The sequence below is a fragment of the Salinispora pacifica CNR114 genome (assembly GCF_000514775.1).
Taxonomy (GTDB): domain Bacteria; phylum Actinomycetota; class Actinomycetes; order Mycobacteriales; family Micromonosporaceae; genus Micromonospora; species Micromonospora pacifica.
The window spans coordinates 21777-45956 of the sequence record NZ_AZWO01000036.1; the positions used below are offsets into that span (position 1 = coordinate 21777).

The 24180-nt window shown below is 68.7% G+C and carries 18 protein-coding genes and 5 pseudogenes; 11 read left to right on the forward strand and 12 right to left on the reverse strand.

The annotated features are described in order from the left end of the window. Window positions 1–10: 10 nt before the first annotated feature. The 3 genes from B118_RS0119880 (at window position 11) to B118_RS30790 (ending at window position 3774) form a co-directional block, all read left to right on the forward strand. A complete protein-coding gene (locus tag B118_RS0119880; protein WP_028193297.1) occupies window positions 11–1066 on the forward strand; it encodes a methyltransferase in 1056 nt (351 codons plus the stop codon). Next, a complete protein-coding gene (locus B118_RS0119885) occupies window positions 1066–3369 on the forward strand; it encodes a lantibiotic dehydratase (protein ID WP_028193298.1) in 2304 nt (767 codons plus the stop codon). The genes B118_RS0119880 and B118_RS0119885 overlap by 1 nt, the downstream gene beginning before the upstream one ends. Before the next feature lie 63 nt (window positions 3370–3432). Next, window positions 3433–3774 carry a hypothetical protein gene (locus tag B118_RS30790; RefSeq protein WP_232430539.1) on the forward strand — a complete coding sequence of 114 codons (342 nt, stop codon included), beginning with the start codon at window positions 3433–3435 and terminating at the stop codon, window positions 3772–3774. Between the two features lie 197 nt (window positions 3775–3971). Here the strand turns inward: B118_RS30790 and B118_RS33485 are convergent, their stop codons facing one another. Then, window positions 3972–4094, reverse strand: a complete 123-nt coding sequence (locus B118_RS33485; RefSeq protein WP_018223636.1) for a hypothetical protein — start codon at window positions 4092–4094, stop codon at window positions 3972–3974. Between the two features lie 2 nt (window positions 4095–4096). On the opposite strand from B118_RS33485, the gene B118_RS31905 reads away from it, so the two are divergent. The 5 genes and pseudogenes from B118_RS31905 to B118_RS0119915 all read left to right on the forward strand — a co-directional run. Further along, entirely contained in the window at window positions 4097–4234 is a 138-nt protein-coding gene (locus B118_RS31905; protein ID WP_155244132.1) for a hypothetical protein, read from the forward strand. A 79-nt stretch (window positions 4235–4313) separates the two neighbouring features. Then, window positions 4314–5564: pseudogene (locus B118_RS28685) on the forward strand (IS701 family transposase). Between the two features lie 13 nt (window positions 5565–5577). Next, a pseudogene (locus B118_RS0119905) lies at window positions 5578–6003 on the forward strand (IS701 family transposase); the annotation flags it as partial. A 22-nt stretch (window positions 6004–6025) separates the two neighbouring features. Continuing rightward, window positions 6026–6466, forward strand: a pseudogene (locus tag B118_RS28690) (MIP/aquaporin family protein); the annotation flags it as partial. 33 nt (window positions 6467–6499) lie between these two features. Then, window positions 6500–7074 (forward strand): annotated as a pseudogene (locus B118_RS0119915) (IS5 family transposase); the annotation flags it as partial. Between the two features lie 20 nt (window positions 7075–7094). Here B118_RS0119915 and B118_RS0119920 read toward each other — a convergent pair. From B118_RS0119920 to B118_RS32485, 3 genes and pseudogenes are all read right to left on the reverse strand, one after another. Further along, window positions 7095–7493 (reverse strand): annotated as a pseudogene (locus B118_RS0119920) (transposase); the annotation flags it as partial. After that, entirely contained in the window at window positions 7441–7800 is a 360-nt protein-coding gene (locus tag B118_RS28695) for a hypothetical protein (RefSeq protein WP_080678095.1), read from the reverse strand. The gene B118_RS28695 and the pseudogene B118_RS0119920, both read right to left, overlap by 53 nt. Beyond that, a complete protein-coding gene (locus tag B118_RS32485) occupies window positions 7797–8105 on the reverse strand; it encodes an IS3 family transposase (protein ID WP_026270612.1) in 309 nt (102 codons plus the stop codon). Before B118_RS32485 ends, B118_RS28695 begins: the two co-directional genes overlap by 4 nt. Between B118_RS32485 and B118_RS33060 the strand changes: the two genes are divergently transcribed. After that, window positions 7998–8363 (forward strand): hypothetical protein, encoded by a 366-nt coding sequence (locus tag B118_RS33060; RefSeq protein WP_238324045.1) that lies wholly within the window; start codon window positions 7998–8000, stop codon window positions 8361–8363. The two genes, B118_RS32485 and B118_RS33060, sit on opposite strands and share 108 nt — an antisense overlap. 3 nt (window positions 8364–8366) lie before the next feature. On the opposite strand, the gene B118_RS33935 is transcribed toward B118_RS33060, so the two are convergent. Next, on the reverse strand, window positions 8367–8630 hold the full coding sequence (locus B118_RS33935; RefSeq protein WP_420329462.1) for a hypothetical protein: 264 nt from the start codon (window positions 8628–8630) through the stop codon (window positions 8367–8369). Window positions 8631–8810: 180 nt separating this feature from the next. Here B118_RS33935 and B118_RS0119950 point away from each other — a divergent pair, with 180 nt between their 5' ends. After that, window positions 8811–10049, forward strand: a complete 1239-nt coding sequence (locus B118_RS0119950) for an MFS transporter (RefSeq protein ID WP_043541639.1) — start codon at window positions 8811–8813, stop codon at window positions 10047–10049. Continuing rightward, on the forward strand, window positions 10046–12127 hold the full coding sequence (locus B118_RS0119955) for an amino acid adenylation domain-containing protein (RefSeq protein WP_155256578.1): 2082 nt from the start codon (window positions 10046–10048) through the stop codon (window positions 12125–12127). Before B118_RS0119950 ends, B118_RS0119955 begins: the two co-directional genes overlap by 4 nt. A gap of 68 nt (window positions 12128–12195) precedes the next feature. Here B118_RS0119955 and B118_RS0119960 read toward each other — a convergent pair whose 3' ends face one another. From B118_RS0119960 to B118_RS0119990, 7 genes are read right to left on the reverse strand one after another with little or no spacing between them, the layout of a single operon-like run. After that, window positions 12196–13377, reverse strand: a complete 1182-nt coding sequence (locus tag B118_RS0119960) for an NAD(P)/FAD-dependent oxidoreductase (RefSeq protein ID WP_028193303.1) — start codon at window positions 13375–13377, stop codon at window positions 12196–12198. Beyond that, a complete protein-coding gene (locus tag B118_RS29590) occupies window positions 13370–16759 on the reverse strand; it encodes a non-ribosomal peptide synthetase (RefSeq protein WP_050592840.1) in 3390 nt (1129 codons plus the stop codon). Before B118_RS29590 ends, B118_RS0119960 begins: the two co-directional genes overlap by 8 nt. Window positions 16760–16768: 9 nt before the next feature. Further along, window positions 16769–17926, reverse strand: a complete 1158-nt coding sequence (locus tag B118_RS0119970) for a cytochrome P450 (RefSeq protein ID WP_238324040.1) — start codon at window positions 17924–17926, stop codon at window positions 16769–16771. Between the two features lie 55 nt (window positions 17927–17981). Then, window positions 17982–19238 carry an ATP-grasp domain-containing protein gene (locus B118_RS0119975; RefSeq protein WP_028193305.1) on the reverse strand — a complete coding sequence of 419 codons (1257 nt, stop codon included), beginning with the start codon at window positions 19236–19238 and terminating at the stop codon, window positions 17982–17984. Continuing rightward, complete coding sequence (locus tag B118_RS29595; protein WP_080678096.1) at window positions 19235–20302, reverse strand: alpha/beta fold hydrolase; 1068 nt, start codon at window positions 20300–20302, stop codon at window positions 19235–19237. Before B118_RS29595 ends, B118_RS0119975 begins: the two co-directional genes overlap by 4 nt. Further along, window positions 20299–21093 (reverse strand): thioesterase II family protein, encoded by a 795-nt coding sequence (locus tag B118_RS0119985; RefSeq protein WP_080678097.1) that lies wholly within the window; start codon window positions 21091–21093, stop codon window positions 20299–20301. The genes B118_RS29595 and B118_RS0119985 overlap by 4 nt, the downstream gene beginning before the upstream one ends. Continuing rightward, complete coding sequence (locus tag B118_RS0119990; RefSeq protein WP_028193307.1) at window positions 21090–24149, reverse strand: non-ribosomal peptide synthetase; 3060 nt, start codon at window positions 24147–24149, stop codon at window positions 21090–21092. The genes B118_RS0119985 and B118_RS0119990 overlap by 4 nt, the downstream gene beginning before the upstream one ends. Window positions 24150–24180: the final 31 nt, after the last annotated feature.

The following is a 24180-nucleotide window of genomic DNA, read 5'->3' on the forward strand; positions in this document are numbered from 1 at the left end:
AGCCCCCGCCATGCCGGTGCCGCTGACTCCGGAGGAGGAACAGCAGTTCCTCACCTCCGACGCCGCCCCCGCCGCGTACCTCGACCTGCTCGACGCGGTCTCCTTCCGCAGCGCCGGAGCGGCGTTGCGCCTGGGGGTCTTCGAGGCGCTGGCCGACGGCCCGCTGCCGGTCGACCAGCTCGCCGCGCGTACCGGCACCGACCCGCTCGGCCTGCGCATCCTCCTCGACGCGCTGGCTGGCTACGGCTACCTAACCCGTGCCGACGGCCGGTACGCCAACAGCGCCAACACCGCGCGCTGGCTGCTGCGTGCCGCCCCGGACAGCTTCGCGCCGGTGCTCTCCTTCTGGTCGGCGCTTCTCACCGGCTGGTGGCACGACCTGGAGGCGTCGATCCGCTCCGGCGCACCGACCGGCGACTTCTACGCCTGGCTGGAGACGCAACCGCAGACCCTCGCGGACTTCCAGACCATGCTGCGTCGCCTCGCCGACCGGCTCGGTGCGGAGATCGTCGAGCAGGTACCGGTACCGGCCGACGCGCGCAGCCTGCTCGACATCGGCGGCGGGCACGCGAGCTACCCGGTGGCCTTCCTCACCGCGAACCCGCGGTTGCGGGCGACCGTCGTGGACCTGGCCGGCGCGCTGGCCCAGGGTGCGGAGACCGTCGCCGCCGCCGGGCTTACCGACCGGGTCACCCTGCGCTCGGGCGACCTCTTCGAGGTCGACTACGGCACCGGCCACGACCTGGTGCTGCTCTTCAACATTGTGTACGGCTACCAGCCGGCCGCGACGCTGACCCTGCTGCGCCGGGTCGCCGCCGCGCTGCGACCCGGTGGGCGGGTGGCCCTGCTCGAACCGCTCGCGGAGGTGCCCGAGCGGCCAGCCGGACCGGGCGAGGCGTTCGTCCGGATGTTCAGCCTGAACCTCTTCCACACCCAGGGCGGTCGGGCCTACGCCCGTGACGAACTCGTCGGCCTGCTGCACGAGGCCGGCTTCACCGAGGTACGCCAGCAGGTGCTCGGTGGCTCGGAGAGCGACCACCTGGTGACCGCGGTCCGGGCGGGCTGATGGCCGCCCCGCACCAGGTGGCGCTCGGCGGCGGCTGGGGCCTGTGGCAGTGGTTCTGCGTCCGCGCGGCCGGTTTCCCCGCCGACCTCGTGGAGTCCCTGGTCGACCCGGAGCTGGCCGGGTTGGCCGACGCGGCGAACGGCGGCGCTCCCGCGGAGGACTACCTCGCCCGGTTCCGGGTCGCCGAGCGGGCCCTCGCGCGGGCACTGCACCGGGTGGCCGCCGACCCGCGGGTCCGCGAGGCGGTCGCCTGGCAGAACCCGGCCGCGCTGGACAACGGGTTCGACACGCTGCTGCGACGTGACCCGCGGACGGTCTCCCGCACCGGTCGGCACCGCCGGATCGAGGCCCTGGTCACCAGCTACCTGCACCGGTACTGCCTGAAGAACGACACGATCGGCTTCTTCGGGCCGCTGCGGTGGGGGCGGATCGACCCGGCGCAGGTGGAGCCCGTCCGCCTCGTGCACGACGGCACCGGCGGCGACCGCACCCTCTACCTGGAGGGCTGGGCCCTCGCGGCACTCGGTCGGGCGCTCGCCCCGCCGCTGCGTCCGTGGCTGGTTCCCCGGCTGCTGCCCCTGCTCGACGCCGACGGGGAGGACCTGCGTGTCCCGCTGGCCGAGCCGGTGTTTCTGGATCCGGTCGACGCCGCCGTGCTGCGGGCGCTGCGACCCGACCGGACCGCACGGGAGGTGGTCGACGTGGTCCGCGCCGACCCGGCGGCCCGCACCACCGACCCGGAGCGGATCCGCGCCGCCCTGGACCGGCTGTACGTCGACCGCCGGATCGAGTGGACCCTGGAGGCACCCCCGGACGACCTGCACCCGGCCGCCACCATGCGGGCCGTCGTGGACCGGGTCGACGATCCCGCCGTACGCGGACCCGCCCGCGCCGCCCTCGACCGGCTCACCGCCGCGGCGGCGGGGGTGGCGGCGGCCCGGGGTGACGCGACGGCGGTCCGCGACGCCCTGTCCACCCTGGACGCGACCTTCACCGACCTGACCGGCGAGGCCCCGGTCCGCGCGGCTGGTCAGCTGTACGCCGGTCGTACCCTGGTCTTCGAGGAGTGCCGGGAGCCGGACACGATCACGATCGGTCCGGCGGCGCTGGACGCGCTCCGCGCTCCGCTGGCTCTGCTGCTGGACAGTGCCCGGTGGTACACGGCGGCCGGTGCGGCCCTCTACCGGCGGGCGCTTCGGACCCACTTCGACCAGCTCGCCACCCGGCGGCCGGGTGGGCCGGTGCCGCTGGCGGAGCTGTGGCTGGCCGCCCGGGGAGTGCTCATCGACGACCCGGAGCCGGTGGTGCGACCGCTGACCCGCGCCCTGGCCGCCCGCTGGGAACGGCTGCTCGCCGTCGACGACGGCGAGCGCCGGGTGTGGCGGGACGCCGCCGGTCTGCGGGCCGGCGTCGCCGCCGCGTTCCCCGCCGGCCCGCCGGGCTGGCCGGCGGCGGCCCAGCACAGCCCGGACCTGATGATCGCCGCGCCGGACCTGGCCGCCGTGGTCGCCGGGAACGTCGACTGGGTCCTCGGGGAGCTGCACCCCGGATACCACACGATGCGGTACGCCAGCTGGGTGGAGTGCCACCCCGCGCCGGACGAGTTGGCCCGGGCGATGGCGGCGGACCTGTCGGCCGGCACGGTCCGGCTGGCGTCCACGGGCGCGCAGGGCGGCAGCGCGACCCGGTTGTCCCCGAGACTGCACGCCCCCGCGGATCGTCGTCTGGTCTTCGCCCCCGACACCTGCGGCCATGACCCGGAGCACGACCTGGTGGTCGGTGGCTGCGAGGTGCTCGACAGCGACGGCCGGCTCGTCGTCCGGCGGCGCCGCGACGGCGTGTGCCACGACCTGCTGGAGGTGCTGGCGGACCTGGTGGCGGCCAACCTGATGCCGCACTTCCGGCTCCTCTCCCCGGCTGCGCACCGGCCCCGGTTGACCATCGGCAGGCTCGTGGTGAGCCGTGAGTCGTGGACCCTGCCCGCCGGCGCCATCGACTTCGCCGCCGACCCCGACGAGGCCCGCCGGTTCCGCCGCGCCCGGGCCTGGGCGGGCCGGCACGGGCTGCCCCGGCACGTCTTCGTCCGGTGCACCGGGGAGAAGAAGCCGGTCTATGTCGACCTGGCCGGCCTCGCCTCGGTGGAGGTGCTCTCCCGCGCCGCGCGACGGGCGGCGCGGACCGCCGGGGCAGACGCCCGGGTCACCGTCACCGAGATGCTGCCCGCCCCCGACCAGCTCTGGTTCACCAGCCCGGACGGTCAGCGGCGCAGTGCCGAACTGCGCTTCGTCGCCTCGCCGGGGTGACCCACCGTCGATCCCCGGCGATCAGGACCGGTCATCGCACCCGGACCCGGCATCCTCGTCGAGGTGCCACGTCCTCGCCACGGTCGCGACCCGGCCCGCGCCGCGTCCGTGCGCTGCCTGCCGTGCGGCGAACCCATCGACGTGCACGAGTCTTCGCTCGTCGGCCCACCACTCGACACAGAGACCACTGGCCATGTCGAGGCGTCGAAGGGTGGGATGGCGGTCCAGCAGTCGCTCCCGGTGGGCGTCGGCGTCGGGCGGCGTCTCGGTGGACCGGAGATGCTGACGGTGGGCGTGGTGCAGCAGGGCGTCGCACTCGATGAAGAGTCCAGCGACGGAAAGGCGGGGACGGCGGTGTTCAGGTGGCCGAACCACACCGTGCCGTCGGGACGCGGGAAGCCGTAGCGGCAACCGTCCGGATCGGTGTCCGAGATGGCGAAGTCGAACCTGATCTGTTTCTCGTCGTGGTCGACGTCGAACACGGGCTCGAAGACGATCTCGCTCTCGCGGGAACGCGCTGCGGTACGTCAGCCCGGAGTACCGACGCTGGAGGTGTCGCAGCGCGGCCAACGCCTGTTCGTCGCTGTGTCCGAACGTCGCCTTCATGGCCGCCCGGCAACGGTCGTCGTCGGGCCGGTGCCGACCGGCATCACGCGGGCGTTCTCGGCCAGAAAGGCCCGTGCCCGGCCGCGGAGCGGAGCCGCTGCCTCGAGGACGTGTGCCATCCGTGCATCATCCCCGAACCCGCTGCCGGGGCTTCGAGCGACACCTCACCAGGCTGACGTTCGAGCGCGTACGCGCCGGCGGCTTCGCGGAGGTGACCGACACCGTCTCGCACGTCGCCGGAGGACCCGCGCGTACGTGACAACCAATCACAAGGTTGCGCTTTGTCGCATTTGGGCATAGTTCGAGGACTGTTGGTGTGGTGAGTTGTTGGCTCTGGTGTGGATGTTTGGGAAGTGGAGCGTCTGGGTGAGGGTCTGGCCGAGTTCACCGGTGAGGTGTTCGGGTCGTTGACTCGTGCTGGGTGGCAGGACCGGGCTGGGCAGTATGTGCGTGGGTCGATGGTGGATGGGCGGCGTAAGTCGATCCAGCCGATGGCGGGGCATCTGCCGGGTGTGCATGATCAGGCGTTGAACCATTTTGTGACGAACAGTCCGTGGGACGTGGTGCCGGTGCGGCGGCGGCTGGCGGTGCGGATGGATGAGGCGATCGGGCCGGCGGCGTGGGCTCTGGATGACACGGGTTGGCTCAAGTGCGGTAGGGCGTCGCCGGGTGTGGCTCGGCAGTACACCGGTACGGCGGGCAAGGTCACCAACTGTCAGATCGGGGTGAGTCTGAACCGGGTCACCGATGTCGCGTCGTGTCCGGTCGACTGGCGGTTGTTCCTGCCGGAGTCGTGGGATCCCGCCTCGCCGGCCGCTGCGGCTGATGTCGATGCGCGGCGTGTGCGATCGCAGATCCCTGGCGAGGTCGGGCATCGGGAGAAGCGGCGTCTCGGGTTGGACATGATCGACGAGGTGATCGGGTGGGGGCTGACGCCGCCGGTGATCGTGGCGGACGCCGGGTACGGCGACAGCGGCGAGTTCCGCCACGGCCCGATTGGGCGTGGCTTGTCCTATGTGGTGCAGATGGCCACCACGATCGGCGTTTAACGGCAGGAAGCGGCACGGACCGCGCCACCGGCAGCGTGGACAGGCCGGCGACCGACACTGCGATACCGCAACCCCGCGACCTCGGTCAAGGATCTGGTCCTGTGCCACGGCGCTGCCGCGGCCCAGCCGGTGTACTGGCGTGACGGCTCCCGTAACCGCGCCGGCCGGCCCGTGAGGATGCGCTCCCGGTTCGTGTTCCTACGGGTCCGCCCAGCCGGACGGGTCCTACTCGCCGCACACCGCGACCAGGACCTACCCGAAGCGTGGCTGATCGCCGAATGGCCACCCGAGCGCGACGAACCCACCAAGTACTGGCTGTCGAACCTGCCCGCCACCACGCCGAAACGCACCCTCATCCGATGGGCGAAACTCCGCTGGCGCATCGAACACGACTACCGCGAACTGAAAACCGGACTCGGCCTCGACCACTACGAGGGCCGCACCTGGCAAGGCTGGCACCACCACGTCACCCTCGTATCCGCCGCCCACGCCTTCTGCACCCTGCAACGCCTCGACCCAAAAGCCCCCGCGCCGGCCTGACCCTCTACGCCCTACTGGTGAGCTGGCGTTCTACCGCTGCTGGGCGCCGGGCCCGGTCACACTCGCCCAACTGGTCCGCGTGGCCGGAATCAGATGGATCGTGGAAGAGAGTTTCCAGACCGGAAAGGGACAGGTTGGGCTTGACCAGCACCAGGTCCGCCGCTGGACGTCCTGGCACCGGTTCACCACCCTCGCCCTGGCAGCCCTCGCGGTCCTCGCGATCTGCGCCGCCGCCGCCCGATCAGCAGACCGTCCCGCTCAACCCGACATGATCGACCTGACCGTCAACGAAATCCGCCGCCTGATCAACGTCCTACTGATCCGGCCGACGCGCAGCATCGCCTACCACCTGCGCTGGTCACGATGGCGACGCCACCACCAGGCACGAGCCAGACGAGCCCACTACGCCCGGCGACTCACCCTCGAACTCCAGCCATGATCACGAATGGCGGCTGCCGTACTATGCCCTCGCACAGACCGCCGGGGCGTTCGTCGCGGCCCTGATCATTCGCTGGAACTACAGCGAGGTGCTGCAGCGGTTTGACCCGGGCTTGACCAGCAAGAGNCAGGGCGTCTTCTCGACNCTGCCGGGTGCTGGCATNACNGAGTGGGGCGCCCTGCGTGACCAGATCATNGGCACGGCGATCCTGCTGTTTNTGATCNTTGCCGTAACCGACGCCCGNAACTCTNTGCCCGGTGCCAACCTTGCCCCNCTGATCGTCGGCCTGATCGTGGTCGCGATTGGCATGGCGTTCGCCGTCAACGCCGGCTACGCGATCAACCCGGCCCGTGACTTCGGCCCCCGCCTCGCGTCCTTCCTCACCGGGTACGAGACGGCCTTCCTGGACCCGAGTGGATATCCGTACTTTTGGGTGCCCATCGTCGGGCCGCTAGGCGGTGTCTTCAAAGGATCTTGATGTCGGATGATGTAGCGCGTGGGTCGTCGCTACGAGTTGTCTGACGTCGAGTGGGAAGCGCTGTCGAGGTACCTGCCGTCGGCGGTGACGGGTGGTCGGCCTCGGGTCGATGACCGGAGGGTGCTCAACGGGATCGTGTGGAAGATCCGAGCCGGGGCGGCGTGGCGGGACGTGCCCGCCCGCTACGGATCCTGGCAATCGATCTACACCCGTTTCCGCAGGTGGGCCCTGGACGGGACATTCGAGCGGATGCTGTCCGGGGTCCAGGTCGACGCGGACGCTGCCGGTGACATCGACTGGCTGGTCTCGGTCGACTCGACCATCGTGCGAGCCCACCAGCACGCCGCCGGCGCTAAAGGGGGCGGCGAGAAACGGACGAACCACAAGATCACGCCCTCGGTCGATCTCGAGGTGGACTGACCACCAAGATTCACCTCGCCTGCGACGGCCTGGGCCGAACCCTGGCGTTCGTGCTCTCCGGCGGCAACGTCAACGACTGCACCCGCTTCACCCAGGTCCTCGCCGACATCCGTGTCGAGCGGTCAGGTCCCGGCCGGCCCCGCGTGCGCCCGGACCACGTCATCGCCGACAAGACATCCCACGCAATTTGGTGTCAAGCTGCGGTGGGTAGCTGTTGTGGTTGGGGTGGGGTGAAGGCGGTTGTCTCCTGGTAGAGCTGTCGGGTTTGCAGGCAGTGGTGAAGGCAGCCAAGGAGCCGGTTGGACAGGTGGCGCAGGGCGGCGGTGTGGCCGTCGCCGGCGGTTCGTCGGCGTTGGTAGTGAGCGTGGGTGCCGGGGGAGGCGGTGAGGGCGGAGAAGGCCCAGAGATGGCTGGCGTGGGCGAGGCGCTGGTTTTTCACTCGTCGGTGCATGACGATCAGGCTCTTGCCGGAGGCGCGGGTGATCGGGGCGGAACCGGCATACGATTTCAGTGCTCGTGTATCAGCGAAGCGGGATCGGTCATCTCCGATTTCGGCGAGTACCCGGGCGCCGATGAGTCGACCGCGGACCGGCCTTGCTGCCCTTGCCCCGACGTTTGCGCTTGCTGAACGTGCTGAACCATCCCATGCCGGAGCAAATCTTCCAGGCGGTGCGCTCGACCATCGGCTGGCCGGCAGCGCGGGCCTCATCGGCCAGGAACCGGTGACCGAACTCCGGGTCGTCGCGATGGGCGTCGAACAACGCATCCGCCCGATACGCCGCCGCCAGTTCGGCGTCGGTGACACGGCGGGCACGCCACCGGTAGTAGGGCTGACGAGCGATGTTCAGTACCCGGCACGTCACCGCCACAGGGATCTCGTCGGCGGACAGCTCGCTCACGAGCGGGTAGAGCCTTTTCCCGGCAGATGCGCCTGCGACAGATACGCCGCCGCCCGGCGCAGGACCTCGTTCTCCTGCTCCAACAACCTGATCCGCTTACGCGCCTCGCGTAGCTCGGCCGACTCGCTGCTGGACGTCCCAGGGGTGGCGCCGGCGACAACATCGGCCTGGCGAAGCCACTTGAACAACGTCATCGGGTGCACCCCGAAGTCCTTCGCGATCTGCTCGACCGTCACTCCCGCCTCGCGGTCACGAGCCACACGCACGACGTCATCACGGAACTCTCGGGGGTAAGGCTTGGGCACAGCGACATCCTTCCAGCCTGCCCGCAGGGCAAGCCATCTCAGATGTCACCTATCGGTGCAGCAGACCCCATCGTCGTCGTGCGCCTGCACTGGCACGAGCCCACCCAGAAGTACATGACCCGCCGCCTGACCGAAGGCAAGAGCAAGGCCGAGATCACGCGCTGCCTCAAGCGCTATATCGCCCGCGAGATCTACCAGGTCCTGTGCCCCCCACCGCGCAACGACACTATCGAAAAGGACCTTGCGCTGGCCGCTTGACATCTATAGGAGCATCAACCCGTTCATCGAGGCGAGCTTCAAGACGCTGAAGTACGCACCAGTCTTCCCGGACCGGTTCGCGTCCCTCGCCCAGGCACGGGCGTTCATGACCGCCCGCGCGGTGGCGAGGGTGGCCTGGCGGTTGGCGCGGACGCGGTGATGGCGGCCGTGGTGGACCTCGGCCGGGGTGTGCAAGCCGATCCCGGCGTGTCGGTGAGCATGGTTGTACCAGGTCACGAAGTCGGTCCACCCGGAGCGGTTCGGCACCACCCGGCTCCTACCCAAGATCCTCAACCTGCCCGAACAGGTCTGAATCAACAAACCCGAACCGGAACAACAGGCCCCTTAACTCCCGTTGGTCTCAATCCCTTGACACGTTCCGACCCCCGGAAGCCGGGAGGTCATCTTGCTAGCACAGTGGAGGGAGCTCCACTATTGTGATCTTCCATGACCATCGCCCGCGACCGCGTAGCGGCGCCTGTGAAGCTGCCGAGAATATATTTCCTCTGGCTTAGCGGAGCGTTCACGTCTCAGCTTGGGGACGTCGCCATGTACTTCGCCCTCGGTTGGGCGGCAACCGCCCACGGGGGCGGCGCGGCGGGGCTCGTGCTCACTGCCGTTGCTCTTCCGAGAACCCTGTTCCTTCTCCTCGGAGGGGCAGTCGCGGACCGGTTCTCCCCCCGGCGCATCTTGATCATCGGTGATGCGCTGATGGTCGCCATGACCGTGGTCGTGGGGCTCACCGCGGTCACCCAAGGATCCACCCTGTGGCTGCTGCTGGGTGCCGGCGTAGTCATAGGGACCATTGACGCCTTCTACCTCCCAGTGGCGGGGTCAATGCCGCGACGACTAGTGGCCCCGGACGCTCTTGACCGTGCCGTCGGTCTCAGCCAGACCGGCAGCCAACTGATCTCGCTGGTCGGAGGCTCGCTCGGCGGAGCGTTGGTGGCGGCCGGTGGCCTCGCCGGGGCTGCGCTTTTCGATGGCCTGACGTTCGCCTTCGCCCTGATCGTCGCTGTGCTCATTCGCCCTGTCTTCGAGGTTCCCCCGCCAGCTCAGCGTGCGAGCCTGCTGCGTGAGGCGGGCCAGGGTGTGACGCTTTCGATGCGCCACCCGGTGCTGCGCCCAGCGCTGATCCTGACCGGCGCAGTCGCCGGATTTGCTATCCCGGTCGGGGCACTCCTCGTCCCGCTGTTGGCACGGGAGAACCACTGGGGCGCACAGGCTGCTGGCGTGGTCCTAGGCGGCCAGGCGCTCGGTGCCCTCGTCGTGGCTCTAGTCGTGGCGCGGCGGGGAGCTCTTCGCAGGCCCGGCTTCGTCGCAGCCTTGAGCGTCGTTCCCATGGGCCTCGGCATCTGCGTGCTCGCAGTGACCGAGCAGGCTGCGATTGCGGTGGCAGCGGCCACGGTGTTCGGCCTCGGCTTGGGCATGTTCGTCACTCACCTCGGCCCGCTGATGCTGGGAGCCAGCCCTGACACGCACCTGGCTCGGGTTCAATCCCTCATCACATTGGTGCAGAGCCTGGTCCTGGTGGTAACCCTGAATCTGCTCGGCCAACTGGCCGATGCCATCGGTGCCTTCACTACAGCTGTGGTGTGTGCATCCGTGCTGGCCGGCGCGGGCCTCCTGGCCCTGGCGTCCGCTCCTCTACGCAACGCCGCCATGCAGCAGGAGGAAGCGGCGTGAACCTCCCCGCCGCGGTCGCGGAACACTCGGACAGCGCAGAAGGGGCCTCACCGGCAGGATGGCATCTATCCCTTCCTCCGGACCACGCAGAGACTGATCACAACGCTCGCGGAAGGCGCGACACACACATCGTCCTACTCGCCGGGGAACAGGCCCGCGCGCTGTTCGACTGGTGCCGCCGGCACGAGGTTCCGGCGGCACAGGCCGTTCAACGGTTGACCGAATACCTGGCCGAACGCTGGAGTCGCAACATGCCCGCGGAGCCCGGCGCGACGGTCGGTAGGTTCCTTGTGGACGGCACCCGAGGTGTTACGGCCGCGCGCAGCGCGGCGGATCCCGGCTCTCCGGGCGCCCTCTCCATGGCTCTGGACGCTGCGCCCGACGCAACGGGTGGCGCGGTAACCCTGACCGCATCCTGGGACGAGGATACCCTCGGCCAACAGACAGCGGCAGCGTTTCTCGACGCTCTGCGAACGCTGGTCGCCGGCTGGCTGGCCGGTCCCGAGACGGAACTGGCAGACCTCCCGCTGCTCTCCCACGCCGCGCTCGACGGGTTGCTCACGCTTGGGGGTGGAGGAACACCATCCGAGGTCCGGTACCGCACCGCACTGGAGGCGATTGTCGACTGGGCCGAGCGGCGCCCCCTGGCTCCTGCGGTCCGCTACGCCAGAAGGACGCTCTCCTACCGAGATCTGATCCGGCAGGCCGCGACCACTGCCGCCGAACTGCGCTCCGCCGGCGTGTGCCAAGGCGACCGCGTGCTCCTGCACGGCGCACAGTCCGATCTCACCGTGGCTGGCATGCTCGCCTGCCATCTGATTGGCGCAAGCTACGTTCCCGTCGACGTAGAGTCACCCGTCGCGCGAATGAAGCAGATTGCAACCAGCACCGGGGCCACGGCCTGCCTGTGGGCTGACGAGGCCGGGGAGGAAGTTCCAGAATCGGACTTCCTGCCAGTTGAGATGCCTGTCGTTCGGACGCCTCGGGATCTCGCAGCGCAGCCTGTAACGCTCTGTCTCCCGGAGCCTTCGGCGGCTGCGTACGTCTTATCCTCCTCCGGGAGCACCGGGGTTCCCAAGGGCATCGAGGTGTCCCAAGGCAGCCTCGGCCACTTTTGCCGAGAGATCAACGCCGCGTACGGCATCACCCCCGAGGACCGGGTGCTCGCTTTCGCCCGGCCGGTGTTCGACGTGTCAGTGTTTGAGGTGTTCGCTACCCTCGCGGCCGGTGCCCAGGTAGTGATCCCCGACCCGGACACCCGGATGGACCCGATACTGCTCACCGGCTTCCTCCATACGGAGGGAGTCACCGTGGCCGAACTTCCCCCGGCTCTGCTGCCGTTGCTCGATCCGGCCGACTTGCCGTACCTGCGACTGGTATCGGTCGGCGGTGAGGCGGTTCCAGGCGCCCTCGTGGCCGATTGGGCCTGCTCCGAGCGGGAGATGTGGAACGGATACGGCCCCACCGAGACCACCGTGGCGGTCACGCTCCAGCGGCTGACCGGCGAGTGGACCGCTTCGCCGCCGATCGGGCGTCCGATACCCGGTTGCACCGCGTTCGTCGTAGACGAGGCGCTGATGCTCCGGCCGCGAGGTGCCGTCGGGGAGTTGTGCATCGCTGGCCCGTCCCTGGCAGTCGGTTACCTGAACGACCCCGTGCGCACGGCTGCCGCTTTCGTAGAGCTGCCTCAGGTGCCGGGGACACGTGTGTACCGCACCGGAGATCTTGTGCGCTGGCGCGGTGACGGGGCCCTGGAGTATCTGGGGCGGATCGACCGGCAGGTGAAGGTCAACGGCTTCCGGGTCGAGCTCTCAGAGGTTGAAGGAGTGTTGGCGTCGGTGGGCGCAGTGCGCCAAGCTGCCGTCGAAATGGTCGATGCCGTCGGCGGGGGCCGCGCTCTCGGTGCCTTGGTGGTCAGCAACGACGTCTTGGATCACGGGGCGGTCCTGGAAGAGGTGCGGAAGGTCCTTCCCCCCTATGCGGTTCCCACCCACCTGGTTTCTGCAGACGTGCTTCCGTTGACGCCGAACGGAAAGGTCGATCGGGCCGCAGTGCGGCTGTTGCTGGGCGAAAGCTGAAAGAACGGGCGTCCTGCCATGAGGCAGGACGCCCGATGCGGTCGGCGGCACACAGCCGAGCGGAACCGTTACAGAGAGGCCATGAACTCCTCGGTAAAAAAGTCATCGGAACTGCACGCGCCGGAGAGCATGGAGAAATACAACTCCGTCAACTCCGGGCTCTCGGCGACGGCGCGCAGCATGGCGAGTCGCCCCTCCGCCACCGTCAGTTCCGCGACGAACAAGGTGCTGTGATAACCCTCGACGACCAGATCGTAGTGATCGGCGGCGTACCGGCTCAGTCCCTTGTCCAGCGCCTCGTCTCTCCCCAAGTCGCCCGGAAGGCTGTCGGCGAGCAACTGTGCCTGAAGGAAGGCATCGGTGATGCCGCGTGCAGTGATGGAGTCTTTGTGATGGGCCGCGTCGCCCACCAGCGCCCAACCGGGCCCGGCCGCTCGACGGATGAAGTTCCGCTGGTCACCGGTGCCGTAGAGCCTGTCGATGGGTCCTTCTGCCGCAACCTGTTCGTACAGCTCTGGAGCATGGTCACGGAAGCAGTCCAGATACGCATCGAGGGCATTTCCCCGAATGCGCTGGAAGTCGCTCTGCGGGAAGTAGCACCCTACCAGGGTGGCGCCGTCGTTCGTCGATACGGCGCCCACCCAGCGGCCGGAAGCCTCGTGCAAGGCCATCCTCGGGCCCGGCAGGTCCCAGTACGTGTAGTAGGCGCAGGTCCTGGGTTCGGTGCTCTGCAGGACCGTCGCCTCGACCTGGCTCGCCACTTGCGAGCGCATACCGTCGGCGCCGATGACCAGTCTCGCGCGCTCCCTCCGCCACGCCGAACCGGCCGTTCGGCACCGGAGCCCGACGACTCGGCCGTCCTCGAACAGCAGGTCACCTGCCGTGGTCTCGTCCTGGAACTCGACGCCCGCGGCAACGGCCGAATCGACCAGGATCTGGTCGAGCAGGTATCGACGCGGAGCGTAGGAGGCTCGTTGCCCCTCCACGGGTCGGCTCGACCCGGTCAGCCGTACGTCGTCGACCCGATAGGTCACGGTGTCGACCGGCGGGCATCCTGTGGAGGCGACATCATCCAATACGCCCCAGGCGGCGAGCCTGGCCACGCCCGGCTGGTGGATGTACAGGGTGGACAGGGTGTCCTTCGGGAACCGAGCGCGCTCGATCAGCAGCACACGGTGGCCCTGGCGGGCGAGCAACAGTGCGGTGGAGGCACCTGCGCAACGCGCGCCCACGACGATGACGTCATACACTGCGCCTCACCTCGCCCGTGAGTGCGTCGGCCGCCATCTCGCGATAGACGTCCAAGTGGGCGGCCACCACGGCTTCCAGGTGGGCTGCTGAGAACGTGTCGGCCGTGGCTGCCGCCTCGATGGTGAGCTGCTCCCCGTCCGGGGACTGAACCACATCGAAAGCGAGCGGGAAGCTCGTCTTGTCCTCGATGCGGGTGTCGAGCACGCGGACCTCCTTCAGTTCGAGGAGCCGCGCACTGCGGTGAAACTGGACGTAGTTAAACGCCACGTCGAACAGCTGCGTGCCCATGAGCTCGCGCAGTGCCGGGTAGGGGAAGCGACGGTGCGGCAAGAGGGCCTTCTCCTCCTCGAAGACACTGCCGGCAATCTCTCTCCACGAGCCGGTGACGGGTGCCGACACCGGGACCACGTTAAGGAAGAGACCGACCATCTGATCGCTCTCGGTGGCTTGCGGGCGACCGTTCACGATCAGGCCGGTCACCGGCTCAGCCGTGCCGAGGATCCGGCCGAGAGCCGCCAAGTGACCCGCCACGAGCAAGCTCTTGTACGGCAGCCGCCACTGCCGGGATCCATGTCTCAGCCCTGCCGCGACATCCTGCGGCACCACTGCCGTCAGGGTCCGCCGGTCGGTGCCCGATCGACCCTCCCCGGAGTTGGTGAGCGTCGGGGCCAGGGCCGCACAGCGTTCCTTCCAGTACTGGCGGGCCGTCTCCGACTGCAGGGTTTGCTGTTCGAGGGCAACGAAGTCGCCGTAACCCTGCAACGGCTGGACGGGGACGGGGGCTGCACCGCGCAGCAGTGCGTCGTAGCGACGCAGCAGCTCCCCGGCGAAGACCGACTCGCTCCAGCCGTCCATGACGGCATGGTGGAAGCCGTAGGTCAGGCAGTACTCCGCGACGGCTGTCCGGGTGACCCGGAAACGGATGAGCGAGCGGTCGTCGGGGGCGAAGGGCAGCCCTGCCGCCCGCAGGTCCTCCTTCACGGCTGCGGCGGCCGTGTCGGGGCTCTCACCTCGCACGTCCCTGACCGTCAGGCTGATGGCCGGCTCGGCGTACACGAGTTGCACGGGCATGTCGAGCGTATGCAGGTCGAAACCTGTACGCAGGACCGGGTGCCGCGTCAGGTTCAGCCGCAACGCCTCGGTGAACAGCGCCTCCTCGAAGCGGCCTGCGATCCGCCGGCTTATGACATCGATGTACAGTCCGCTGTCTGGGTCTGCTTCCGACTCGAAGAGGAGGCCGAGCTGCATCAGGGTCGCCGGATACACCGTCTCGACCTCCGGGCCGAAGTGCCGTGTCAGGTCACTGTCCTCGGTGTGGTCGGCATGGCCGTCGCTTCGCTGCGCGAGCACGGGGGTTCCGCTGCTGTCAGGGGCCAGCGCGCGGATCGTGGGCGTGGCGAACAGGTCCGCGAGGGCGATGTCGATCCCTGCCGCTTCCGCATCCGCGATGACACGTATGGCCAGCAGCGAGTCACCCCCCAAGGCGAAAAAGTCGTCATCCAGCGCCGGCACCACGCCCAGCAGTTCGGCCCACAAATCCCGTAGCCGCTGCTGGACAGGCGAAGGCCTCTCCTGCGTTGCCCCAGCTACGGCCACAGCAGCCCCCGACTTGTCCGACGCCCCTCTGCCGGTCAACCCATTGATCGTGGGCGTGGCGAACAAATCCGCGAGGGCGATGTCGATCCCTGCCGCTTCCGCATCCGCGATGACACGTATGGCCAGCAGCGAGTCACCCCCGAGTGCGAAGAAGTCGTCGTCCGGGCCGATGTCGTCGACCCCCAGGATCTGCTGCCAGATGCCGGTGAGAACGGACTGCTCGTCGTCCGGGGTCGGCATCGGTGTCGCCGCAGGGGCCGGTTCGTCGAGCCGGGCGTCGAGCGCCTTCCGGTCGATCTTGCCAGAGGGCGTGAGCGGAAAATCGGGAAGCAACTGGATCGCGGAGGGCCGCAGATAGGCCGGAAGCCGGGTAACGGCGAACTGTGCCAGGTCTCGGCCCAGTCGCTGGTTCTGGGGATCCTGAGCCACCAGGTGGGCGACCAACTGGTGGCTGCCGACGCTGGTGCTTCGGGCGGTCACGGCGACGGCGTGGACCCCCGGGCACCGCGCCAGTGCGGCTTCAACCTCACCCAGCTCAACCCGGTGGCCCCGAATCTTCACCTGGTCATCGCCGCGCCCGAGGAACTCGATCTCCCCGTCGGCGCGGCGTCGCCCGAGGTCTCCCGTGGCGTACATGCGTGCCCCGGGGACAGCCGAGTACGGGTCCGCGACGAAGCTTCTTGCCGTTAGACCCGGCTGTCCCACATAGCCACGTGCGACGCCGGGACCGCCGATGTAGATCTGACCCGTGGCGCCGGGAGCGACGGGGTTCAAGTCCTCATCGAGCAGGTGGATGGCTGCTCCGTCGATGGCCGAGCCGATCGGAATGATCCCCTCGCTTCTCTCCAGGTCGGTGATCTCGTAGCAGCTGGCCAACGTGGTCGCTTCAGTCGGACCGTAGACGTTGGCGAAGCTCGCACCGTGGCTGCGGGCGTGCTCCAGATAGGTCCGGGCGGCTGTCAGCGACATCGCCTCGGCTCCGACGATGAGCCGTCGGACGGTACTGAAGGCGTCGATCTGCCGCCGGACCAGTTCGTGGAAGAGCGGAGGCGTCAGCAGCAGCATCGTGACCTGCTCGGTGCGCAGCACGTCGGGCAGCTCGTCCAGGGCGTGGTAGGAGGCCGCCGCGACGACGAGCCGGGCGCCAGAGAGCAGCGCACCCCAGATCTCGAAGGCCGAGGCATCGAAGAACGCGGGAGAGAGCTGGAGATAGATTTCCTCGGGACCGAATGCGGCATACGTCTGGTCGCGGACCAGCCCGAGAAGGTTGCGGTGCGTGATGCCGACGCCCTTCGGCCTCCCGGTCGACCCAGACGTGAAGATGATGTACGCGAGTGCATCCGGAGCCGTCACCGGACGGGACAGCACGCGGCCCGCGGAGAGTCGGCCCGAGTCCGTGGTCTCGGCGATGTCGATCACGGGCAGGCCGAATTCCTCCGCCGCCTGCCGGTGCTGGCTGGTAGTGACTACGCGGGCTGCTCCCGCCTCGGCCAGGATCTGGGCCAGTCGTTCCCTGGGGTGGTCGGGGCTGAGGCAGACGTAGGTTCCGCCCGCCTTGAGCACACCGAGGAAAGCAACAACGAGTTCGATTGAGCGCTCCGCGTACACGCCGACGACGGTTTCGGTAGTGACGCCACCGCCGTTCAGCAGATCGGCGAGGTCGTCGGCGCGGTGTTGCAGTTCCTGATACGTCAGCGTCGTGCCCTGATAGACGAGCGCGGTGCGGTCGGCGTGACGCTGGGCCACTTCGTCGAAGAGCGCGGGAATGGTCGCCGGTTCATGCATCGTCAACACCTATGCTCCCAGCCGCAGCGGCAGGCTGCTCAAGCCACTCAGGAAATTGGAATGGACACGTTGGGTGGGGCCCGCCGGCTCGAGGACGTTCACAGTCTCACGCAGGCCGTCGAGCAGCGCCGCGATCTCGATACGCGCGAGATGGACACCGAGGCAGTAATGAGGGCCATGGGCGAAGGACAGGTGCCGATTGGGCTGCCGAGCCAGGTCGAATCGTTCGGGCTCGTCGAATTCGGCTTCGTCGAAGTTGGCAGAGGCGGTCCAGGCCACCACCGCGTCACCGCTGTGGATCTTATGTCCGCCCAGTTCAACGTCGCGCACGGCCGTCCGACCGACGTGGAGGGCGGGCGAGGTCCACCGGAGGACCTCTTCGGTGGCCGATGCGGTGCTGACTTCGCCGGTCTTCAGCGCCTTCCACTGATCGGGGTGCTGGATCAGGGCCTGGACAGCGCCGATCAGGGCCAGTCGCGTCGTCTCATCGCCGCCCAGGATGAGGCTGTAGCAGTTGAGCACGACCTCATCGTCGGTGAGCCTGTCTCCCTCGACCAGCCCGGTGGACAACAAGGTGACCAGGTCGTCGGCGGGCTCATCCCGTCGGGCACGGGCCAGCTTGGCGAAGTACAGCAGTAGTTCGCCCTTGGCCAGCCGGGCGGCTCCCGGGGCATGGGCAGCCCCTTCGGAGCCGAGCGCCTTGCTGGTCCGCTGCAGGATGAACTGCCGGTCTGCCGCGGGTACGCCCAAAAGGTCGCAGATCGCCGCCAAGGGGATGTGGGCCGCGACATCACGCGCGAAGTCGCAGGTGCCTGCCAGCAAGGCAGTCCGGAGGAGTTCCCGCGTCGCTGCTCTGATGCGCTCCGCGTAGGTCGTGAGCGCCCCGGGAGTGAAGGAACGCCACAGCAGCTTGCGCATGCTGGTGTGCTTGGGTCCGTCCATCACCGCGAGCATTCGGCCGGCCCCCGTGTCGCCGCCGTTAAGCAGGGTGTCGATCACGTTGCCGCCGGTGGACACGAACGAGTCGGATTCCCGGCACACGGTGAGCACGTCGGCATGCCTGCTCACCAGCCAGAACCCCGGCCCGTCCACCGACTGGCGCCAGGCCACCGGCTGGTGCACGCGCATCTGCCGGAAGTAACCAGAGAGGTCCTGCTCCGCGTGCACGGTCGGGTCGGGGAGATACGGCTCTGCGGCAGGGCGTGTCAGTGCGTCTGTTGGACTAGGCATCAGGCAGCAACCCCATGGATATGGTCCGCTCGCGATCGGCGAACTTAAAGGAATACGACAGACGGCGCCCCACCTCCACGAGTTGGGTGAACATCTCGTCGTAGTCGGCGGCCTCTCCGCCCACAAGATCCAGCGGCTCTGTCATGACCCCGCCCGGTAGCCGGGTCCCGGGCCGCAGGTATGGCGTGTAGACGCTGACGCCCTCGACCCCCAGTGCCTCACGCCACCCGTTGACGCCGACAAATTCACAGGCGTCGCGTGGTGTCGGATTGTTGTACTGCCAGTGCACTGGGCCGCAGGTCGGAACCGGCCGGGGCGGCGACGCCTCTCCCAAGGCGGCAAGGCCTGCAACCCGCACCACGTCCATCCCTGCTGCGCGTCTGGCGAGCTCGCTTATGTGCCCGCCGAGACGACCGTTCACCTCGATGATGCGAGGGCCACTCGGGGTCAGCTTCAACTCCGTGTGCGTTACTCCGGTCTCGAACCCGAGTGCCTGCAGGGCGGCTGTCGTCAGACCGAGCACGGCGTCCATGTCGGCTGGTTTCAGCGGAGCCGGCCAGAACTGGCCCACTTCGCGGAAGGGTGCCGCGAGCGGGAACTTCCCCGTCACCGCGACATGGTGCGGTGTCCCGGCCAGTACCAGGCTCTCTAACGAGACGTAGTTCCCGAAGGGACCGCAATCGGCGCCGGGCAACAGCTCCTCCAACACAAAGACCTCGTCGGAGCGCTGCAGACGGGCAAACAGACGCCTTCCCTGTTCGGCGTCGGCGACTGGATGCGTCTCCCGGCTGCCTCCTCCCCGTGCCGGTTTGAGCACCGCGGGGAGGCCGACAGCCGCCACGGCCGCGTCCCAGTCCGAGCCGCAAGCGACCACAACCGATCGGGTCGTGTCGACGCCGCGGGCCCGCAGCAGATCACGCTGGCGGCCCTTGTCGGTGACCGCCTCGGCCGCCTCTGCGCCGGGGCCTGGCAACCCCAGGTCCGCGGCGATCCACCCCGCTGACCGGATCATCCGTTCACTGAAGGTGACGACTCCGTCGAGTCCCAGTGCCTTGGCTGCCCGGCGATCGGACTCGCGCTGCTGCGACAGCGGCATCGTACAGCCAAGTGCGGCCATCACCGGTTCCAGACGCCTCGCGTGTGGGGAGTCTGGAACCGCGAAGACGACTTCCGCGATGTCTCCCAACGCGCGCGCGATCTCTGCGGGATGCACCGCCCCTTTGTCGTACGGCACCAGGAGTCGCTTCATCGCGCGGCGCGCCGGATCTGACAGACCTGGGCGGCGAAGTCCTCCAGACGCCCTTGATCGAGGAGAATCTTCACGGGCACGCGTACGCCCAGCTTGGCGCTCAGCTTGGCGCAGCCCCGCATGGCCGCGATCGATGTTCCTCCGGCCTCGAAGAACCGCGTCTGCCCGTCGACGGCGGCAAGGGGAAGCAGCTCGGCCCATACGTCGATGACCGCTGCCAGCACCTCGTTCTCCGCCTGCTGCACGGCAGCGGGCGGAGAACCGGACGGTCCAACGGGCCCACGGGTCACAGGAAGCTGCTCCGGGCGGACCAGATCATCGAAGCCCGGCAGGTCCGAACGGTAGTAGAAGTGGCCGCCCGGCCAGGTCCGAGTCGTGAACGGACCCGTCGTCAGGGGCTCCCACGCACGCAGGACGTGGTCAGGTACGGTCTGGTCGTCGACGCCGCCGACGGCTATAAGTGGACACGATACTGTCCACCCCTCCGCTGAAGACACATAGTTCCATCCCAGCCGAAAGTCATGGCGCACCACCGGCAGCGCCAGGGCGAGAAGTTCCGGCTCATGCAGTGTCTCCGCCGGGAGTCCACCGGCTGCGACCAGTGACGCGGCAAGCTCGTCGTCGTCGAGGAGATGCAGCGGTCGGCCGTGTCGGCCCTCCGAGAGTGGTCCATCACCCCCCGGCCGGGTCCCGGGGGGTCCGGCGGCAGATACCACCAGTGCACCAACCGGGGTGCCGAGCTTCTCGAACGCCAGCGCTGTCTGCAGCGCAACTAGGCTACCCATGCTGTGTCCGAGGAGCAGCCCCGGCGCTTCGGTGAACAGGTCGGTGTATTCGTCGACCAGCGCGGCAGCCGACTCCTCCACGGACGCGGCAAACGGCTCCTCGGTGCGGCTGCCCCGCCCGGGGTACTGCACGGCGATTGTCCGGTAGCCGGCGAACCGGTCGCCCCATTCCCTGATGGAATGGGCGCTCCCGCCAGCAAAGGGGAAGAGGAGCGCGACCGGGAGCCCCGGCCCAGCCGGAGGGCTCAGTTCCCAAAAGCTAGGCGAGAGTTGCCTCATGTTGTCCGTCCTTCGATGGTCTCCAGCGGCTGTCCGGCGTCGCGGCCTGCTGCGGCGTCGAGCAGAACCGCTATGTTCTGCGGATGCTCCATGACGTGGAAGTGGCCACCGGGCACAAACTCGACCGTGCACTCGTCAGTCGTGCACTCACCCCAGCCCGCTAGGTCCGCACTGCTCACCGTGCGGTCCTCGGATCCGCCGACGGCGGTCACCGGCGCGTTGACCACCGCTGCCGGATCAGGCCGGTGGACTTCGCCGAGCCGGGTGTCGTGACGAATGACGGGCAGCATCACTTCCAGCAGCTCGGGCTCATCGAGCAGGTCCGCATCGAGCCCCCCGTGGTCCACCAGCAGATCGACCAGGACATGTTCGGGTTCCTGATGGACCGTGCGTGTCTCCGCGGCCATCGCGTGGGGGCTGACGCAGCTGGAGGCGATCAGTCTGCGGACCCGTACGCCCCGCGCACTGAGCGCTCGTGCCACTTCGAAGCCGACGATCGAGCCGAAGCTGTGGCCGAAGAGAACGACTTCCGGCGGGGTGAGTGCCGCCACGGAGTCGGCGATCTCGGCGGCGAGGTAGAAGACGTCCGGCGCCAGCGGCTCGGTGAAGCGGCCGCCGTGCCCGGGGTAGTCGACGCCCATCACGAATGAGGGGCCGGTCATGGCGCGGGCCACGGGCAGGAACACGCCGCTGTTACATCCGGAGTGCGGCAGCAGAACGACCAGCGGTGCGGTGGCGGCGCCGTCGCGCAGGCCGACGAGCACGGGGCCGGATCGTGGTATCGCCGTCATTGGTTCAACTCCTTTCCGACCCGCTCGGCCAGGGCCGCGACGGTCGGGGCCGAGAGGAAGTCGCGCACGGCGATCCCGATGCCATATTTCTTGCGGATCTCGGAGATGATCCGGACCGCCTGCAGGGACTGCCCGCCCAGGGTGTACAGGGTGCTGGTCAGGTCGTTCACCGGTGTACCGAGTACGGCTTCCCAGATGTCCGCGATCGCCGCTTCGAGCTCGGTACGCGGCGGCGCCGCATCCGTCGGTGCCTCGGGCCCGGCCGGTTCCGCAGCGGCCAGCGCCGCCCGGTCGACCTTGCCGCTCGGAGTCAGAGGCAACTCTGCGGCAGCCCAGACGCGGGTCGGTACGACGCCAGACGGCAGCCACTCGGCGCAGCTCCGCTCCACCGCCGTGACGAGACCCGCGGTGTCGGTCCCGCTGTCCGCGGTGACGGCCAGCCCCAGATGAATTCCCGCTGCGGACTGGCCGACGTAGGCGGCGGCCGAGAGCACGCCGGGCGCACGAGACGCAGCCGCCTCGATGTCCGCCAGTTGCACCCGCTGGCCGTTGAGCTTGACCTGGTCGTCCACGCGGCCCAGGTAATACAGACAGCCGTCCACGCCCCACCGGCCGAGGTCGCCCGTGCAATAGACGCGGTCACCCGGCCGGAACACCGACGACACGAAGCGGTCCTTGGTCAGGGCCTCGTCACCGTGGTACCCGAGTGCGACGCCCGCTCCACCGATGCAGATTTCGCCCACGGCCCCGTGAGGCACCTCGCGGAGGTTCGCGTCGAGAACGTGGATGTTGACGCCGGGCAGCGCCAAGCCGATGCTTCGTGTGTCCTGGCCACGAGCGCTGGTGGAGAACGAGGCGCACACGGTTACCTCGGTCGGACCGTAGGCGTTGACCAGGCAGACGGACTGCTCCAGCTTCCGCGCCAGTGCTTGCGGAAGTGCCTCGCCCGCCGAGACGACCACCCGCAGCGACGGCGGGAATCGGTCGACCGTCGCCAGCAGCGAGGGAGTGGCGGTGAGCATCTGGGTTCCGAACTCCTGGAGCGCTTCGACGAGTTCCTCGGGGGCGCAGAAGTCCAGACGCCCGCCCCGGCCCAGCGGCAGCACCATTTCCCAGATAGACGCGTCGAACGAGGGCGTGGCGACGGCCGCGAAGCGCTCCAAGCCCTCGACCGGCAGTGCATCCTGCGCCACGACAAGGTGGTCCAGGCTCGCCCGGCTGACCGTCACGCCCTTGGGCCGCCCGGTCGACCCAGAGGTATAGATGAGGTAGGCGGGGGCCGATTCCCCGACCGCGACGGGAGCAAGGCGAGCTCGGGCCTCCGGGCGAGGTCCCAGAACCACGGGCCCGGGCTCCCACGGGACGTCACCGACGGCTCCCGTCACGATGTGACTGGCACCGCTGTCCTCGACGATGCCACGCAGCCGCCGCGCGGGATGGACCGGATCGAGAGGAAGGTAGACCCCGCCTGCCCACAGAACGGCGAGGAACGCCGTCAAAAGGTCCCTGCCCCGCGGCAGGTGCACGCCCACCACCGATCCCGGGACGACTCCAGCATCCTTGAGCTGGGCGGCGAGCGCTTCGATGGCGGTCCGCAACTCGGCGTAGGTCATCGCCTCCCGACGGTCTAGCACAGCGGCGCGCTGCGGATCGTCGCGCTCGGTGGACAGAAAGCGGTCGAACAAGCTGTGGCCGGCCCTCTGCCCCTCCACCGATGCGGCTATCGGTTCCCCGGCAGTCTGTGCCGCAGGCTCCTCCCCCCCCAGCGAAAGGTCCGCGAGGGGCACGTCGGGGCGGCCGCCGCAATGGCCGAACACCACGCTCAGCGCGTCGTTCATCCGACTGATCGTCTCGGCTTCGAACAGTTCCCTGTTGTACTCCATGTATCCGGCGAACCCGTCGTCGGCCGGGCCCATCGTCAACGTCAGGTCGAAGATGCTGGTGCGCTCGTGGACCATGAGCGGTTCGATGGACGCCTCACCGAACACCAGTCTGCCGCGATCGGCCGTCTGCAGCGCGAGCGCAACGTTGACCATCGGTGTGGACCACTGGTCCTCGTCCGCCCGACGGTGGTCCTGGACGATCTGGTCGAACGGCAGCGCTTGGTGGTCGAACGCCGCGAGCATTGTCACGCGAACCTGCCGCAGCAGCTCGCGGAAGGTCAGGTCGCGGTCGAGCCGGACACGGATCGGCAGCAAGTTGACGAACATGCCGATCAACGGCTCGAGTTCCGCTCTGGCGCGGTTCGCCACGGGCACACCGACGACGACCTCGTCCTTGCGTGCCCAACGACCGAGGAACAGCGCATAGCCGGCGACGAGGGCCATGGCCAGCGACGCCCCCTCTTCCTCGGCCACCCCGCTCAGGCCCCGGCAGGTCTCGGGTGACACCGCGGAGGCGCATAGGTCACCCTTGAAGGACTGCACCAGCGGACGCGGGTGGTCGGTCGGCAGATCCAGCAGCGGCGGAGCGCAGCGCAGTTGCTCCTTCCAGTACGCCGCGTGCTCGGCGAACCGCAATTCGTCCACCGACCTGCGCTGTTCCTCTGCGTACGCGCTGTACGTCGTCGTCAGTTCGGGAAGGGTGACCCGGGTGCCGTTCAAGAAGTGGTCGTAAAGATACGAGAGCTCGTTCTGGAAGATCCCAAGGGACCAGCCGTCAAAGGCAATGTGGTGGACTACGATGGCGAGGACGTGATCGTCCTCCGTGATCCTCCAGAGCCGCAGCCGCAGGGCCGCGTCGGCGCCCAGATCGAATGGTTCGCTCACGTAGCCCTGGATTGAGGGGACCAGCCAGTCGATCCCGTCCTCACCGGCCGGCCGCTCGGCCTGGACGACGTCCAGCGCAACGGGGGTCGGGGGGTCGATCACCATGGCGGGCTCGTCCCGCTCATAGACGTAGCGGGTACGGAGGGGCTCATGGCGGGCGATGACGGCTGCGAACGCCCGGGCGAGGCTTTCGTGATGCAACGGTCCGCGTAGCCGATAGCAGAAGGCGGAGCCGGTATTCTCACTCTCGCCCAGGCCACTCTGGAACCACAGTCCACGCTGGCCCATAGATATACGCCCTGTGTTCGCGGGGGTCACG